The sequence below is a fragment of the Actinoplanes sp. NPDC049548 genome, from assembly GCF_040676695.1.
In the GTDB taxonomy this organism is placed as follows: Bacteria; Actinomycetota; Actinomycetes; order Mycobacteriales; family Micromonosporaceae; genus Actinoplanes.
In genome coordinates, this window is the sequence record NZ_JBFAPM010000002.1 from 307,323 (window position 1) to 323,702 (window position 16,380).

General features: G+C 72.1%; 13 protein-coding genes and 1 pseudogene. 6 read left to right on the forward strand and 8 right to left on the reverse strand.

Features of this window, described 5'->3' with window-relative positions:
• Positions 1-160 precede the first annotated feature (160 nt).
• Both AB0J80_RS05515 and AB0J80_RS05520 read left to right on the forward strand, forming a co-directional pair.
• Positions 161-1,795, forward strand: coding sequence for a beta-1,3-glucanase family protein (locus tag AB0J80_RS05515; RefSeq protein ID WP_364700711.1), 1,635 nt, complete (start codon positions 161-163; stop codon positions 1,793-1,795).
• Positions 1,796-1,946: 151 nt separating this feature from the next.
• Positions 1,947-3,209 (forward strand): multidrug effflux MFS transporter, encoded by a 1,263-nt coding sequence (locus AB0J80_RS05520; RefSeq protein WP_364700713.1) that lies wholly within the window; start codon positions 1,947-1,949, stop codon positions 3,207-3,209.
• 1,529 nt (positions 3,210-4,738) lie between these two features.
• Here AB0J80_RS05520 and AB0J80_RS05525 read toward each other — a convergent pair.
• Together AB0J80_RS05525 and AB0J80_RS05530 are read right to left on the reverse strand one after the other, a co-directional pair.
• Positions 4,739-5,746: an SGNH/GDSL hydrolase family protein gene (locus AB0J80_RS05525; protein WP_364700715.1), complete on the reverse strand. Its 1,008-nt coding sequence runs from the start codon at positions 5,744-5,746 to the stop codon at positions 4,739-4,741.
• Positions 5,747-5,911: 165 nt separating this feature from the next.
• Positions 5,912-7,180: a PHB depolymerase family esterase gene (locus AB0J80_RS05530; protein ID WP_364700717.1), complete on the reverse strand. Its 1,269-nt coding sequence runs from the start codon at positions 7,178-7,180 to the stop codon at positions 5,912-5,914.
• Between the two features lie 107 nt (positions 7,181-7,287).
• Between AB0J80_RS05530 and AB0J80_RS05535 the strand changes: the two genes are divergently transcribed.
• Positions 7,288-7,563 (forward strand): hypothetical protein, encoded by a 276-nt coding sequence (locus AB0J80_RS05535; RefSeq protein WP_364700719.1) that lies wholly within the window; start codon positions 7,288-7,290, stop codon positions 7,561-7,563.
• Positions 7,564-7,734: 171 nt separating this feature from the next.
• Positions 7,735-8,031: a hypothetical protein gene (locus AB0J80_RS05540; protein WP_364700721.1), complete on the forward strand. Its 297-nt coding sequence runs from the start codon at positions 7,735-7,737 to the stop codon at positions 8,029-8,031.
• A 10-nt stretch (positions 8,032-8,041) separates the two neighbouring features.
• Here AB0J80_RS05540 and AB0J80_RS05545 read toward each other — a convergent pair whose 3' ends face one another.
• The 3 genes from AB0J80_RS05545 to AB0J80_RS05555 form a co-directional block, all read right to left on the reverse strand.
• Positions 8,042-8,947, reverse strand: coding sequence for a glycoside hydrolase family 16 protein (locus tag AB0J80_RS05545; protein WP_364700723.1), 906 nt, complete (start codon positions 8,945-8,947; stop codon positions 8,042-8,044).
• Positions 8,944-11,073, reverse strand: coding sequence for an acyltransferase family protein (locus tag AB0J80_RS05550; RefSeq protein WP_364700725.1), 2,130 nt, complete (start codon positions 11,071-11,073; stop codon positions 8,944-8,946). Before AB0J80_RS05550 ends, AB0J80_RS05545 begins: the two co-directional genes overlap by 4 nt.
• Before the next feature lie 106 nt (positions 11,074-11,179).
• A complete protein-coding gene (locus tag AB0J80_RS05555) occupies positions 11,180-12,610 on the reverse strand; it encodes a glycosyltransferase family 2 protein (RefSeq protein ID WP_364700727.1) in 1,431 nt (476 codons plus the stop codon).
• Between the two features lie 369 nt (positions 12,611-12,979).
• On the opposite strand from AB0J80_RS05555, the gene AB0J80_RS05560 reads away from it, so the two are divergent.
• Complete coding sequence (locus tag AB0J80_RS05560) at positions 12,980-13,786, forward strand: PrsW family glutamic-type intramembrane protease (RefSeq protein WP_364700729.1); 807 nt, start codon at positions 12,980-12,982, stop codon at positions 13,784-13,786.
• 13 nt (positions 13,787-13,799) lie between these two features.
• Here AB0J80_RS05560 and AB0J80_RS05565 read toward each other — a convergent pair whose 3' ends face one another.
• On the reverse strand, positions 13,800-14,789 hold the full coding sequence (locus tag AB0J80_RS05565; protein ID WP_364700731.1) for a hypothetical protein: 990 nt from the start codon (positions 14,787-14,789) through the stop codon (positions 13,800-13,802).
• 84 nt (positions 14,790-14,873) lie between these two features.
• On the opposite strand from AB0J80_RS05565, the gene AB0J80_RS05570 reads away from it, so the two are divergent.
• Positions 14,874-15,794 carry an aminoglycoside phosphotransferase family protein gene (locus tag AB0J80_RS05570; protein ID WP_364700733.1) on the forward strand — a complete coding sequence of 307 codons (921 nt, stop codon included), beginning with the start codon at positions 14,874-14,876 and terminating at the stop codon, positions 15,792-15,794.
• On the opposite strand, the gene AB0J80_RS05575 is transcribed toward AB0J80_RS05570, so the two are convergent.
• Together AB0J80_RS05575 and AB0J80_RS05580 are read right to left on the reverse strand one after the other, a co-directional pair.
• Positions 15,752-16,159: an alpha-L-rhamnosidase C-terminal domain-containing protein gene (locus tag AB0J80_RS05575; protein ID WP_364701306.1), complete on the reverse strand. Its 408-nt coding sequence runs from the start codon at positions 16,157-16,159 to the stop codon at positions 15,752-15,754. The two genes, AB0J80_RS05570 and AB0J80_RS05575, sit on opposite strands and share 43 nt — an antisense overlap.
• Positions 16,160-16,379, reverse strand: a pseudogene (locus tag AB0J80_RS05580) (hypothetical protein); the annotation flags it as partial.
• Position 16,380 lies beyond the last annotated feature (1 nt).

Below are 16,380 nucleotides of genomic sequence, written 5' to 3' on the forward strand. Positions count from 1 at the left end.
TGTTATCGCCCGTCGGTCGTGCGTTCCGCGATCGGCGGGCGACTCTTCGTGCACCCACTCTATTAGCGGAACTTTAATCATGGTCTTAATTAATCATCTGAGGCCGCGGCTCGCCAATAATCGCCGGGAACCCTTTCATCCCCCTGGAGGCAGCTCCCCGATGCGCCGCAAGCGAACGCTCATTCTGTCCATGGCCGCCGTCGTGGCGGCGGCAGGGACCGCCTGGATCGCCATGCCGGCGTCCGCCGCCGCCACGACCGCGGTCTTCAGTAAGACGTCCGACTGGGGCTCCGGCTGGCAGGGCAGCGTCACCATCACCAACGGCGGCCCGTCGGCCATGAAGTCCTGGAAGGTCGAGTTCGACCTGCCCGCAGGCGCCACCATCGGCAGCTTCTGGGAAGCCGACATGGCCGCGTCCGGCCAGCACCGCACGTTCACCAGCCGCCCGTGGAACGGCGAGGTCGCCGTGGACGGCAAGGTGACCTTCGGCTTCATCGGCGCCGGTGGCGACCCGGTCAACTGCAAGATCAACGGCAACCCCTGCACCGGTACGGGCACCGCGCCGACCCAGCCCGCGGCGACGTACGCCCCCACGTACGCCCCCAAGCCGCCGGCCACCCCCACCACGGCGCCCACGACGAAGCCGGCGGCGACGACGGCACCCACCACGCCGCCCGCGGACAACCCGAAGCCGCCACCGGCCGGGAACGTGCTGCCCGTCTCGGTCACGAACAAGACCGGCCGCTCCGAAGCCGTGCACCTCTACGTCCTGGGCGTCAACCTGACCACCGGGAAGCTCGGTTACGTCAACGGCGGCGGCGCCTTCACCGCGTGGAGCGGCGGCGCGGCCACGCCGGTGCCGGCCCCGGACGTGTCCATTCCCGGACCGGCCGACGGCGCCACCACCACGATCAAGCTTCCGAAGAACCTGTCCGGCCGGATCTACATGTCGTTCGGCAAGAAGCTCGACTTCCGGCTCAGCAACGACGGCCTGGTGCAGCCCGCGCCGTGGGCCGGCGGCGACCCCAACAAGGACATCCTCTTCGACTGGAGCGAGTTCACCCTCAACGACTCCGGCCTGTGGCTCAACAGCTCCCAGGTCGACATGTTCGCGGTCCCCCACATCGTCAGCGTGCAGGGCGGCGACGGCGCGACCCAGAAGACCGGTGAGCTCAAGCCGGGCGGCCGGCAGAAGGTCATCGACAGCCTCAAGGCCGAGCCCGCCTTCGCCAAGAGCGTGCAGACCCGCTCCGACGGTACGGTGCTGCGCGTGCTCGCCCCCGGCAAGGCGGCGGACGCCGGCCTGATGAGCGCGACGTACCTGGACCCGTACATCAACCGGGCGTGGAACGCGTACACCAGCAAGACCCTGACCGTGGTGCCGTTCACCGACCAGCCGAACAAGAAGTTCACCGGCCGCACCAGCGGCAACGTCATGAACTTCACGGACGGCACGGGCAAGGTGGTGGCCTCGTTCACCAAGCCGTCGACGGCCAACGTGTGGGGCTGCGACGGCGCCCTCGGCGCCCCGAACGACCTGGTCGTCGGCCCGATCTCGCGCACCCTCTGCGCCGCGATGCAGCGCACGACCCTGGGCACGCTCGACACCCAGCCGAGCGGCAAGGCGGCGGACTTCTACAAGGGCGACCCGACGAACTGCTACGCCCGGGTGATCCACGACCAGATGGTGGACGGCAAGGCGTACGCGTTCGCCTTCGACGACGTGCAGAACCAGGAGTCGCTGGTGCACAGCGGCGACCCGCGGCAGGCCGGGATCGTCATGACCCCGTTCTGACCGCCCGCTTCACCCCGGCGGGGCCGCCCATCGTGGCGGCCCCGCCTTTTTGTGACGACACCCACCTCGAGGAATCCCCGGAAGCATCCGGAACTTGTCGTACCTGTGTCGGACGCTGTACGGCGACCGACCGGACGACGATGGGAATCTCATGACGCAGGCGCTTGACCGCCTCGAAACGCCGACGGCCTCGCCTTCCCGCGAGCGGCTCCGGCTCGTCCTGGTGCTCGGCTTCCTGATCGCACTCGGCCCGCTCACCATCGACATGTACCTGCCGTCCCTGCCCACCATCACGGCAGACCTGCACACGACCGCCGCGGCGGTGCAGCTCACCCTCACCGGCACGCTCGCCGGCCTGGCGCTCGGTCAGCTGGTCATCGGCCCGCTCTCCGACGCCCTCGGCCGGCGCACCCCCCTGCTCGCCGGTGTCGCGGTGCACATCCTCGCGTCGGTCCTGTGCGTCATCGCACCGAACCTGGCCCTCCTCGGCACCCTGCGCGTCCTACAAGGGCTCGGGGCCGCCGCGGCCACGGTCGTCGCGATGGCGATCGTGCGCGACCTCTTCACCGGCTTCGCCGCCGCCAAGCTGCTCTCCCGCCTCATGCTGGTCATGGGCGCGGCCCCGATCCTCGCCCCGACCCTGGGCGGCATCACCCTCAGCTGGACGTCGTGGCGCGGCGTCTTCGTGGTGCTCACCCTCTTCGGCATCGCGATCCTGACGGTGACCGCCCTCGCACTGCCCGAGACGCTGCCCGCCGAGCACCGGCGCAACGGCGGCGTCGTCGGCACGGTCCGCGACTACGGCCGGCTGTTCACCGACCGCGCCTACCTCGGCCTCATCGTCGTGGCGGGGCTGGCGATGGCGGCGCTCTTCGCGTACGTGTCGGGCTCGTCCTTCGTCTTCCAGGAGGAGTACGGCCTGACGGAACAGCAGTTCGGCTTCGTCTTCGGCGCCGGCGCGGTCGGCCTGATCACGGCGACCCAGCTCAACGTCCGCCTCCTGCGCCGTTGGAGCCCCGCCCGCATCCTGGTCACCTCGCTCACCTTCGGAGCGGTTTCCGGCGTCGTCCTGCTGATCGTCGCGGCCACCGGCCTCGGCGGGCTCCCGGGCATTCTGGCCCCACTCTGGCTCGTCCTGGCCTCGGCGGGCCTGGCCTTCCCGAACGCCCCAGCCCTCGCCCTCTCCCGCCACGGCGAGGCAGCGGGCACGGCGGCCGCCCTGCTGGGCGCCGTCCAGTTCGGAGTCGGCGCCCTGGCAGCACCGCTGGTGGGCGTCCTCGGCACCGGCGCGGTCAGCATGGGCCTGGTCATCGCGGGCGGCATGCTCGCCGCGACCATCGTCCTGGTCACAGTGGTCCGCCCATGGTCCCTCCCCACCGACCCCGCAGCCGAGCCGGTGATGGCCGCACACTGACCAGCCACGGCCCGGCGCCCGGCGCCGTCGCTGGGGCCGCGATCACCAAGAACCGGCCCGACCCCCGCTTCGAGGCCGTCGTCCGGGTCGCCGCCATGGTCGCGGGGGTACCCACCGCGACGCTCAACCGGGGCTGCGGAAGCGCCGGCCGCGAGCAGCCGCTGACGGCGCCAAACCCTTAGCTTGCCGTTTGGCCTTTAGCCTCATCTCGACGTCGCTGCGGGCAAGGTCGATGCGTCATCAAGAGAACTTCGGTGCGTACCGGCCGGCGCGCTGGGAGCGGGCGGCGATGGGCCCTCGCGCGCATCCTCTGCGGCATGTGAGCCCGCAGCGGACCTAAGGGGTCAAGCCCGGTGGGGAATGGACCGCCATGCCCCACACGCCTTGAGCCACCCATGCGGGCCTAGCCAAGAGCGCGTTCGCACTGCTCGAGCAACTGAACCATAGGTCGACTCAAGCGTGGCGTCATCGTGCGACCTCGCCCACTGATCTCGACACTTCAGGTCTACCAGGCTGCGCGCCGCCGGTCACCAACCGTGACGCCCGCGCTCCCCCGCGCGCACGAAAGGCGGCAGATCAACGTGCTCGACCTCAGTGTCCTGTAACTGTTTTCGTAAGGCTGGACCAGCGGATCATCCAGTCGACCAAGGATCATTTCTTGATATGAAATACGGGCGGTCATCTTCGTGGATCATGAGGGGCGCCTGAGACAATGGGGAAATGACGCAGCTCGCATTGTTCCCCACGAAGAATGTGCGGGACCGGACGCTGCGTCGCAACTATTCGCAGGCCGCTGAAGAGTTCCGGCGCGAGCATGCGCGGCACCGCTCGTGGGGCTTGGTGCGGCGTCATTCCCGGCGCTTGCGCCGGCCACACGAGACCGCGAACCCGCAGCCCGACCCTCATCACCTCCGCCCTTGCGGCCCCCGCCCTGGCGATCCGCACCTCAGCGACGTCCGCCCCGGCGACCCGCGCCCAGGCGACCCACACCTCAGCGACGTCCACCCCAGCGACCCGCGCCCAGGCGACCCACACCTCAGCGACGTCCACCCCAGCGACCCGTACCCCGGTGATCGGCGCCCCGGAGCGCCGCCCAGCATGACGTATCCGGGTGGCCCAGCTCATCATTCCGACCAGCCGGACAGGCCAGCACAAGACGACGACCCCGGGCCGAGGCACCGCACCCGCACACGGCAAGGTGCGAAGCGCCGGCACAGCGGAGCACCGAGTCGAGACGGCGGCCGCGCAACAGGCGCGGGCCGCCGGACCACCACCTCCTGCCGGACGCGACAGCCGCGCATCGTGCCGAACAAATCTTGCGACCAGAAAAAGGCCACCACCCGGCCGCCGCTTCCCAGCACGCGAATACGGCGTCATCCAATCAGCGGCCATTGTCCCACCGGACCAGTGCGGCGGCCGCCGCGGAAAGGCGAACGAGACCCCCCGCGGAAACTGTTGACGAACTCATCTCGGCTACAGATCCATGCACTCGTCGGCTCCCTTTCCGGGCCGACTGCTGTAACTGAGCGTCAGGCGGCACCTGGGGGTAGTTGACGCTTCGGCATGCCGAGGCCGGCGGAGCCGTGTCCGCGCCTGTCGACGGTCGCTGTGGCGGTCATGGCTGACCGAGCAGAAGCGACCTGGCGGACGGCCGCCGCCCCCGAGCCCACCGATGTTTTCCGCGGCGACCCGTGCACCCCGGTGCCCGCGTGAGCTGCGGCGGTGCGTGCCGCTCGCCCGAGGTCCTCGACGCGGCCGGCCCGTGGCTCCCCGCGTCCCGCGAGTCCCTCGAGGACTGTGAACAGGACAGGCAGGGTTACCGCGGCGGCTCGGGCGTACCCGTCGGCCGAGGGATGGAAGCGGTCCGGGCCGAACATCCGGTCCGGCTCGGCCGTGAAGTAGGGGTTGAGCAGGTTCGCCAGCGAGACGGTGGACCCGCCCGCGCGGACCACCTCGACCGTCTGCGCGGCGGCCAGCCGCCGGCTCAGGTACCAGGCGAGCCAGCGCAGCGGCGGTTTGAAGGGCGGCAGCGCGCTCAGGTCGGGGCAGGTTCCGACGACGACCTCGCACCCGGTCGCCCGCAGCCGGCGCACCACGTCACCGAGCCGGCGGACGTGCGGGCCCGGGGCGGACAGATGCGTGACGTCGTTGCCGCCGATGTAGATGACCGCCACGTCGGGTCCGACTCCCAGGGCGCGGTCCACCTGGCGATCGAGCTCCGAGGTCTCCGCGCCCAGCACCGCGAAGGTGTACGCCTGCACCCGGCGGCGGAAGCGGCGCGCCAGCCCGGCGGCCAGCAGCGCCGCGGGCGTGTCCCTCGCCCGGCCGGCCCCGTATCCGGCGGCGAACGAGTCACCCAGCACCACCATCGTGAGTGGCCTGCGCGAGGACCGGCGGCCGTAAGCCACGTCGCCCCGCGGCGGCGGCTTCTCCGGTACGGGAATCCGCCGTGGAGTGAACACGATCTGCGCGGCGAGCGCACCGGCCGCCACAGCCGCTGCCGCGGCGGGAACGATCGCGAGGGCAGTCGCGCGCACGGAGGTGCCCTTCGTCGAGGAACGGATGAAATGGCGAGCGCCGATTGCGAGACTCGCGAGCGGAGACATCCGTGTCAACGAAGCAGGGGCCACCATGCCCCATGGGGCACCGAACAGGGCCGCCGAGGGCTGGTACAGCGCGCACACCGTGAAGGTGCGCCGGTGTCAGGCGCGCTGCCGGGCCATCCACTGCCAGATGTGGGTGCCGTCGATGCTCGGGTCGTTGCGGGCCACGTAGATCCACGACCAGTGGCCGGGGAACTGGTGCCCGTTCCAGACGACGTGGTCGTACAGCGTCATCAGCGAGCCCGGGATGAGGTCGTGCGCGTGGACGGTGTTGGGCCCAGGCGGCACGGTGTCGTCGTCTCGTGAGGCCACGAGCCAGGTCGGGGTGTCGATGCTGCGCAGCTCGGCGTCGGTGATCATCCGGGGGCCGCCGGGCTGGAGGGACTCGACGACGCCGCAGATCGGGACGGAGGCTGCGAACAGGTCCGGGTAGACGGTGGTCATCTTGAGGCTCATGTAGCCGCCGTTGCTGGCGCCCACGACGTAGATCCGGTCGCGGTCGACGCGGTGCCGGCGGGCGACCTCGCTGACGATCTGGCGGATCAGCGGCGCGAAGCCGTCGCCGTCGTCGAGCCAGCGGGAGGTGCTCTGCGGGGCCACGACGTACGCCCCGGCGAAGATCCGTTGTGCCTCCGGGGTGGCGAAGCCCAGCGCACCCCGGTTGGCTCGCAGCGTGGTCTCGTTGTCGTAGTAGCCGTCGGGAAGCGATGCGCCCTCCCCGCCGCCGTGCAGCCAGAGCACCAGCGGGTGCCCGCCGCGGCCGGCGGAGCGACGAGGCGGCGAGTACAGGCGGTACTTCATGCCCGAGCGGGAGGTGTGGTAGCTGAACGCGTCCACTTCGGGGTTGGACAGCCGGCCCTGGATGAAGTCGGTGATGGTCACCCGGCGGCGCCCGCGGACGACGAAGGGGCTGTGCTGGGTGATGGTGTAGACGAGGTCCAGCCGGACGTTGCGGCCGCGGCTCGCGATGTAGCCGAGGGTGCCGCCGCCGACCTGGCCTTCGGCGTACGCGAGGTCGAGCACGATGTCGCCGTGGCGGTCGAGCCGGACGGCGGTCACCGCGCGGTCCAGGTCGTACTCGCTGAAGATCTGGTCGCCGGGAGCGAGCGGGATCGGGCTGGTGGCCTTGGCATGCACGCTGAAGGTGGCGGTCGTCAGGCTCGCCGGGTCGATCGGGCCGAACCTCGCGGTGGCGAGGGTGAGCGACACGACCTGCTCACCACCGTCCAGCGTCACGGCGTTGAGGGTGAACCGCACCCTCGTGGACACGTGGCCGTCGGCCACTGCCGCCGCACCCGGCAGCGTCAGCCCGACGGCGGCTCCGGCGCCGGCGGCCAGGACGGAACGACGGCTGATCGACGTGGCCATGCGGCCTCCTTGATTCGATCAATGTAAATGCATGCCGTTCCGGGTCTATCACACCCGTCGGCGCGGGCGGAAGATTCGACGATGCGATGATCTTCTACCCTGCCCGCATGCACCCCCACTACCCCGGGCCCCCGAACGACCGCCGTCCGGACCTCCTCGACCGGCTGGCCTCCTCTGACAGTGACCTCCTGGTCCACGTGCTGCTGACCGTCTGCACGTGCGGCCTGTACCTGGTGTTCCTTCCCTTCATCCTGCTGTTCGACCAGGTGGAGAAGGTCATCGACTGGGCCGTCGACAAGTTCTTCGCGGCGATCTGGTGGGTGGTCTCCGCACCGTTCAAAGCACTCTTCGCCCTGGTGCGCTCCGCCCGGCGACAGGGGTGATCCGGCCCCGGTGCGCTCCGTGGCGGTCGCTCAGCACGGTGGATGCTCCCTGCCGAAAGGTCTGACCTGGTTTTGTCCCTGGTGCGGCTCAAAACCGGCGGGGTTCGCGCCGATCGGACGGGTATGAAGTCTGCGACGAAGTACCGCGAGGCACCGACCCCGGAAGACACCATGGAAAAGATCATGGATGTGCCGCTGACTCGCCGCTGGCGCAACCTGATCGAGACGATCGCCGCCGCGGCGCCCGAACCGGTCGACAGCCAGGTGTTCTTCCAGCCGCCGCTGAACTGGACGCCCTCGATCCTCGAGGGCGTGCACCATTCGCTGCACATCTGGGTGAACGCCGTGCACTCCCGATGCCCCTGGGACTACCAGCTGACCGAGGAGCAGGAGCCGGTGCAGTACAGGATGAAGCCCTCGGTGGCGACCATCGTCAAGACGCCGACGTGGTCGCCACCGGGACACTGACGGAGCACCGTCAGCCGGGCCGCCGTTGCGTGACGGCGACGTAGTCGACGAGCATCGACCGGCCCGGCTCGGTGGCGTTCGTCGGCCGGCCGCCGAGGGCTGCGGGGAACGCACCGCCGATCGCCACGTTGAGGATGACGAAGAAGCCGTGCCCGGTCGCCCGGCTCCAGGCCGGCTCGCCCACCTGGGCGGCGGTGACCTTGTGGAACATCGTTCCGTCGAGGTACCACCGCACCTCCGCGGGGCTGGCCGACAGGTCGAGCTCCGCCGCGTACACGTGGAACCGGGAGCCGCAGTCGGCGCAGGCCTGCTCCGGCGAGCCCAGGCCGCCGCGCGCCTCGTGGCACGGGCCGTCGGGCAGCTCGCCGCAGTGCATGGCGCCGACGATCGTGCCGCGGCCGTTGACCGACTCCATCACGTCGATCTCCCCGGCGCCCGGCCAGTCGGTGTAACCGTTGCGGAACGGCGCGCCCAGCATCCAGAACGCCGGCCAGTAGCCCGCGCCGTCGGCGGCGGCGACGCCCGGCAGCCGCAGGGCCGCCTCGACCCGCAGCACACCGCCCGCCGGCGGCGCGAAGTCCGCGCTCTCGGTCTCCACCCGGCCGGAGGTCCAGCCGCCGGCGGTCCGGCGGGGTGTGATGGCGAGGTGACCGGTTCCGTCGAGCGAGACGTTGGCCGGGTCGTCGGTCATCGTCTCGATCTCACCGGTGCCCCAGTGCGGCGCCGGGCAGCCCGGGTAGCACGTACCGGTGTCGTAACGCCACTGGCCGGACAGCCGGCCGCCGGCCGGACCGGTGAAGTCTTCGCGCCACACCCCGGTCCACGATGGAGGCGGCGAAGGCTGGGGCGTCGGCTCCGTGCACCCGGCGACCGTCAGTGCCAGCATCACCGCGACGCCGGCCGCGAGCCGCCTCACCGGTTCACCGCCGGCAGCAGCTTCAGGCGGTCGATCTCGTTCTCCAGCCGCGGCGCCAGGATCGTGGCGGCCGTGCTGGTGAGGTGCGAACCGTCGCGGTAGAGCAGGATGCCCTCGCGCACGGCCGGGCACTGCCGGCCGGGCGGGCAGACGGCTCGGGTCAGGTCGACGACCGAAACCCCCGCATGGCGGCCCTGCGCGAGCTCCTCGGCGAGCTGATCGCGCGGCAGCGCCGCCTCCCGGTCCACGGCGCACCGGCGCCAGGACTGCAGCGCGCCCGAGACGCAGGTGGGCACGTCCCGGCCGAAGGTCGGGGTGTCCCGCAGGTACGCGACCGGCGCACCCGTCGCGACGAGCCGGTCCAGTGTGCTCTCCCAGCCACGGGCCAGCGCCCGGGCGTCGGCCGTGTACCGGTTGAGGCTGGCCGCCACGATCAGGCGCGGCCGGGGCCCGGCGGCCAGCCGGGCCAGCGTCCGTTCCCGCCAGGTGTCGCACTCGGTGTAGGTGCGGCCCAGCTGCGGGTTGCGTACGGTCAGCCGGGGCAGCGGGCACCCCTGCTTCACCAGCACTTCCACCGCCCAGCCGCGCCGCGACGCCAGCTGCTCGACCGCGGTGAACCACTGTCCGGCGTGCGAGTCGCCGATCAGCACGATCCGGTCGGAGGCGCCGGGCGGGCCGTAGCGGCACGCCGGACCGGTCGTGGCCTCCGGCGGGATCTCGCAGCCGGCGATCGGCGGGAAGTCCACGCGGGCCTGCGCCGGCGCGGGCCGCACCGGTCCGCCGTCGCCGGCCGGTCCGGGCGTGGCCAGCAGCGACGGCCCGCCGGTCGCGCCCGCCGGGAGGGGACCGGCCGCGTTGCGCGCGTCCGACTCCAGCTGGCGGATCGCTCCGGTGCCCAGCAGCAGTGCGGCGACGAGCGGTACGGCCACCGCAACGGCACCGAGGGCGAGTCCCCGGCGCGGCCTGGCGGCCACCACGAGCGAGAACCGCAGGGGGCGTTCGACCAGCCGCGTGGTCACGACGGCGGGGAGGGCGGCCGCGACGACCAGGGCCGCGCGCGCCGGCCAGGCCAGCTCGCCGAGACGCGCCTGGGCGAGCACGAGCACCGGCCAGTGCCAGAGGTACCAGGCGTACGAGAGCCGCCCGACCGCACGCGACGGCCCGGTGGCGAGCAGGCGGCCCGCCTCCACGCCCGCCGGCGACCGGTCGTCGGCTCGCTGGCCGGCGAGGATGACGGCTGCGGCACCGAGCGTCGGGACCAGCGCCGCCGTGCCGGGGAACGCGGTGAGCCCGTCGAAGGTCACCGTCGCCCAGCCGATCGCGGCGACACCGGCCCAGCCGGTCACCGCCCGCGCCCAGGCTCCGCCGCGGCGCGACAGGATGCGCGCGACGTACGGCGCGACGAGGGCGGCAGCGGCGCCGATCCCGAACTGCCAGGCCCGCGACGGGGACGCCAGGTACGCCAGCGGCGCCGCGACAGCGGTCCAGTGCAGGCTCAGCGCGAACGAGCCGGCGGTGACCACGCCGACCGCCACCGCGATGCCCGGCAGCGCGGACCGTCGCCACCGCCGGGCCAGCACCGCGATGAGCAGCAGCAGCGGCGCCCACACCAGATAGAACTGCTCCTCGACCGCCAGTGACCAGAAGTGCAGCACCGGGCTGGGCTCGGCGTGCGCGGCCAGGTAGTCGGTCTGACCGGCGATGAACCGCCAGTTCGCGACGCTGAGCGCGGCGGCGATGAGGTCGTACGCGGCGTCGGCGCGACCCAGCGGTGGCAACAGCAGCCAGCACCCGAGAGCCGTCGCGGCGAGGGTCACGCCGGCCGCCGGCAGGATGCGCCGCGCTCGCCGGGCGTAGAAGTCGGCCAGCGAGAACGTGCCGTGCGCCGTGACCCGGGCCAGCAGCAGTCCCGTGATGAGGAAGCCGGACACGACGAAGAAGACGTCCACACCGACGTATCCGCCGGAGAAGAACGGAACACCGGCGTGGAAGCCCAGCACGGTGAGGATCGCGACGGCCCGCAGGCCCTCGATGTCGGGCCGGAAGTTCAGCCGGTAGGCCAGCGCTCGGGAACCCGCGGTCGCGACCGGGGCCGGGGCGGCGGTCAGCGTCATGGCCGGCGTCACCGGGCCCACGGCAGCATCGGGTCCACCCAGCCGCTGGCGACCAGGGCGATCAGGGCGAGGACGGCGGTCACGGCCACGGACTCCGGCCAGCCGATCCGGTCGTCGGTCATCGGTTCTCCCGCTGCCAGAGGGCCGCGATCAGCGGCACGGTCAGGTACGACATGACGACGGCGTAGCCCGCGACACCCCAGTGCTGCGCCCAGCCGTAGCGGGCGACGTCGTACGCGACGCCGCACCACAGGGCCACCGTGGTGGTGGCCAGCCAGCCGAGGGCGACCCGGCCGACCGTACGCGCGAGCGGGGAGCGCCCGCCCCCGGCGCCCGTGGGCACCCACGCCGCCGCCCGATGCCGCAGCGTGTGCAGCAGCGCGACCGCTCCGGCGAAACTCACCATCAGGTGGGCACGGATCACTTCCATCCGCCATCGGGTCGCCGAGACCGAGGGCAGCAGCACCAGCCAGACCCACAGCGGGGCGAGCAGCGGCAGCACGTGCCAGGCGCGGATCTCGCCCGGGAAGCAGAACATCATCACCAGCGGCGGCAGCGGCGCGGCGAAGGCGTTGACCGCGGCCAGCAGGTAGCCGAACACCCCGTTGGCGTACGCCAGCCGCAACCGCCAGGGCGCCGGCATGCGGCGGAAGCCGGAGTCGACGAGCAGGTGCAGGTTGCCCATCGCCCACCGGTACTGCTGGTTGACGAACGCGGGCATCGTGTCGGGTGACAGGCCCTTGGCGACCTGGACCGGGACGTAGCGGGTGCGGTAGCCGGCGCACAGCATCGCCAGCCCGGTGTACAGGTCCTCGCTGTGCTCGAGCCGGGCGAAGCCGCCGATGCGCTCCACCGCCGACCGGCGGTAGACGGCGTTGCTGCCGCAGCAGATGGCCGCGTCGTCGGCGTCCCGCGACGGCTGCAGCCAGCGGAAGAACCACTCCTGCGCCGCGCCCGCGGCGCGCTGCAGCCACGGCATCCGCGCGTCGGTGTCGAAGGACTGCGGGCTCTGCACGATGCCGATGTCGGGCGCCTCGAGGTACGGCACGAGGTGCTGCAGGAAGTCGGTACGCGGGCAGAAGTCGGCGTCGAAGATCGCGATCAGCTCACCGTCGCTGAGCGAGAGGGCGTCGTTGAGGTTCCCCGCCTTCTTGAGGTGTCCCCGGTCGGGCCGGGTCCGGTAGGTGAACCCGTACTCGCCTGCGAGGTCGCGCACTTCCGGGCGGGCGGCGTCGTCGAGCACCCAGAAGCGCAGCGCCCCGCGCCACTGCATGCGTGCCACGTGGTCGTACGCGTTGCGCAGCACCCCGAGCGGCTCGCCGCAGGTGGGCAGGAAGACGTCGACGCTCGGCACGACGGCCGGATGCCACGCCCGCACCAGAAGCTCGTGCGAGTCGCGGGTGAGGCGGCGCTGGCGCTGGCCGTCCATGCAGGACAGCAGCCATCCGGCCACATTGAGCCCCAGAACGACCAGGAACACCCACAGAGCGGGATGACGCAGGGCGAAAAAGAACAGCGTGGCGGCCGTGAAGGCGTACGACAGTGACACGCACAACAAAACCCATCGGCGCTGCGGTCCGAAATAGGCATACAGTTCGGTGTCGTCCGGCGGTGCCGGCAGCAGTGGCTCCGCCTCTACCATTTCTGAGCTGGCCGGCGGCGCGTCGAGCGCGGCTGACGCGGGCATGACAGTGCTCCCCATGAGTTGAAAATGCACGGCCCGACGGGCCGAATCCCCGGGGCCAACCAAAACATAGGTTTGTTAACTGAAGGCGGCCGAGGCATTGATTCATGACGGCCGTCACGTCCGTTCATTTTCTCCTGACAAATGTGTGTCATCGGAGAACTGAATTGAGAATTGCCGATGCAGCCTGGTGAGCGGTGGCGGATCCCGCGGACATGCGAAAGACTTCCCGGCATGCGTGGTCGCTCTCGGCGGTGGGCCTGGCTCGGCGTCCTGGTCATCGGGCTCGTGCTCTACGTCGTCGTGCTCCGGACCCTGGTCCGGACCCAGAACCCCAACTTCGTGCCGTCCCTGCTGCTGCTCGGTGCGACCGTCGTACCGCTGGCCTTCCTGACCTTCGCGCAGGCCCGCACCGGGCGCTGGCAGGTGCCGGCGTCCGCGCTGGTGGTCGCGGCGTTCTTCGGCGGGGTCATCGGCGTGGTCGTCGCCGGCACGCTCGAGTACGACGCGCTGCGCGGGCTCGGGGCGCTGCCCATGCTGTTCGTCGCCGTCATCGAGGAGGCGGCGAAGATGATCATCCCGGTGGTCCTGCTCTTCGCGCTGCTGGCCCGGCACGGCCGGCGGCTGCCCTCGGACGGGCTGGTCATCGGGGTGGCGTCCGGCATGGGCTTCGCCGCGCTCGAGACCATGGGGTACGGCTTCACCGCCCTGCTGTCGTCGAAGGGCAACATCAGCGCCGTGCAGGAGACCCTGTTCGTCCGGGGGCTCACCGCTCCGGCAGGTCACACCGCATGGACGGGCCTGACCTGCGGCGCACTCTGGGCCCTGGTCGCCACGCCGACCGGCAAGAAGCTGCTGGCCTTTCTCGGTACGTTCGTCGGCGCCGTCGCCATGCACACCGCCTGGGACACGTTCGGGGGTGTGGTGCCCTTCGTCATCCTGGCGATCCTCAGCCTCGGCTGGCTCTTCCTCGCGCTGCACCGCTACCGCGCGTTCGGCGAGCACACCCATTGGGCTCCCCGCGACCCGATCGCCGTATAGCCGCGACGCACCGTCACCGGCTGGGCGACCGCCCGGCGTAGTAGCTCCTCGCCCGCGCCACGAGCGCCGGCGCCCCGCACTGTTCCGCCAGCTCGAGCCCGTCCCGCAGCACCCGGCGGGCCTGCGGGCGGCGGCGGGCCAGGTTGAGCAGCCCGCCGAGGTCGACCAGCGCGGTGGCCCGTTCGAAGCGCCGAGGCGTGCCCTGCAGGACCCGTACGGCTTCCTCGGCCGCGCCCATCCCGGCCAGCCCGGGCCGCACCTGGCCCTGGATGCGCAGCGCCCGCCCGAGCGCCGACGCCAGCCCGTGCCGGCGGGTCAGCGCCACCTCCTCGGCGACCAGCCGCTCGGCGGCCTCGGCCGCCCCGAGCCCGGTGAGGACGAGACCCGCGGCCGACCGCCAGGGCAGCACCCCCGGGTGGTCCGAGCGGCGGGCGGCCACCCGTTCGCCGCAGTGGTACAGGTCGGCCAGGCCCTCCCCCGGGCGGCCGGCGGCGGCGTGCAGGCGCCCGCGGACGTAGCGCAGGAGCAGGAACTCGGAGTCGTCGGGCAGGTCGTCGCCGCCGAAGGGCGTGGCCGCCAGCAGCGCGTCGGCGGAGTCGATCTCGCCGAGGTCGAGGCGCACCGCGATCCGCCGGGAGGTGAGCAGCGCCGCTGTGGCGCCCCGGGGCTCGGCGCCGGAGACCTCCAGCAGCTCGGCAGCGGCCTCGCAGTCCCGGCGGGCGGCGGGGAGGTCGCCCAGGCGGCGGGCCGCGGAGCTGCGTTCCGAGTACGCCATGACCAGCCCGCCCGCCGCACCCTCGCGCGCGGCCACCTCGACGGCGAGGCTGCACCCGGCGTACGCGACAGCCAGGTCGTCGGCGTTCGAGAGGCGACGCAGGGCACGGAGGTATCGCGGCAGGTCGTCGGCGCTCGCCGGGGCTGCGACGGGCACCGGCCGGGCATTGCGGACGGTGATGTCCCGGTCGCGGTTCGCCAACCTTGGCCGTTCATCGCGGACGGTCATGCAGGGTCTGTACCCCTCCGGGCGCTGGAGCCACATCGCGAACCTCTCCAGATTTCTCCTTCCGGGCGCAATGCACAATGTCGCATGCGCAGTCCGACCCAACGAGTTCTCGACGCCGCCGCCCTCGACGCGATGGTGGCGCCCGTTCTGGGGGCGTCCGTCGCCGATGCCGCGGAGCTGTCCGGTGGCGGGTTCGCCGCCGTGTGGCGTGCCACGCTCACCGACGGCCGCCGCATCGTGGTCAAGGCGGGTCCGCCGCCCGGGACGCGCCTGCTGCGCTACGAGCGCGACCTGATCCCCGCCGAGGCGGCCTACTTCCGCATGGTCGCCGAGGTGGCGCCGGTTCCGCGGGTGCTGCACCTGGGCGACGGCTGGCTGGCCACGACCCTCCTACCGGGACGCCCGCTGGCCGGGCAGCCGGACTCGGCACCGGTACGGGAGGAGCTGGGCCGCACCATCGCCCGGGTTCACGAGCGGTGCGGCGACCACTTCGGATACACCGGCGACCGGCCGTCCGGGGCGGACTGGCCCACGGCGTTCACCGCCATCGTCGAGGCCCTGATCGCCGACGCGGCCGACTGGGACGTACCGCTGCCGGCCGGGATCGGGGCCGCCGTCGATCGCCACCGCACGGTGCTGGCCGCCGTCCACCGGCCCGCGCTGCTGCACTTCGACCTCTGGGACGGCAACGTACTGACCGAGGGAGGGAGGCTGACCGGGCTCGTGGACGGCGAGCGGTTCCTCTACGGCGACCCGCTGCTCGATCTCGTCTCCCCCGCCCTGTTCCGCCGCATCGAGGACGAACCGGACCACCCGTTCCTGCGCGGGTACGCCGGGGCCACCGGCCTGGTGCTCGACGAGCCGGCGCGGATCCGGCTGGCGCTCTATCGCGTGCACCTCTACCTGCTGATGCTGGCCGAGGGGCCGAGCCGGGGCGTCCCGGCCGGCGGCGAGCGGCACGATCAGCTGACCGGCCTGCTCGCCGCCGAGCTCGCGACCCTCTGACCCACGGTGAACGTGTACGAGCCGGAGCCGAGCGCGTACGCGGCAGCGCCGCCGGCATAGCCCTGTGGCACCGCCTCCGCCGGGGCGGTGACCACGGCCGCGGACGGCGCCGGCACCTCGATCGTCGCCGTGGTGTTCGGCGGTACGACGACGCTCAGCGTCGGCTTCCCTCCGCTGCGTGTCCACTGCGTACGCGTCTCGCCGTACCGTGTCGTGAGCGACGTGGTCGCGGCCGTGAGCGAACCGCCGGGCCTGGGCGCGACCAGGAGCTTCTGATATCCGGGCGCACCGGGGGCGAGTCCGCCGACCGTGCGGTAGAGCCAGTCGCCGACCGACCCGAGGCCGTGGTGGTTGAAGGAGTTCATGCCCGGGTCCTGCAGCGAACCGTCCGGCCGGATGCCGTCCCAGCACTCCCGAATGGTGGTTGCGCCGCGGGAGCTCATGTAGGTGCCCGTTGCGGGACGCCACCTTGGCGGCGAGCTTGTCGGCCACCGCCTGCGCGCGCTCCTGCGGCACGAGGCCGAAGGCCAGCGCGAGCACGTAGCCGGTCTGGCTGTTGCCGCCGACCGTGCCGTCGGCCGCCACG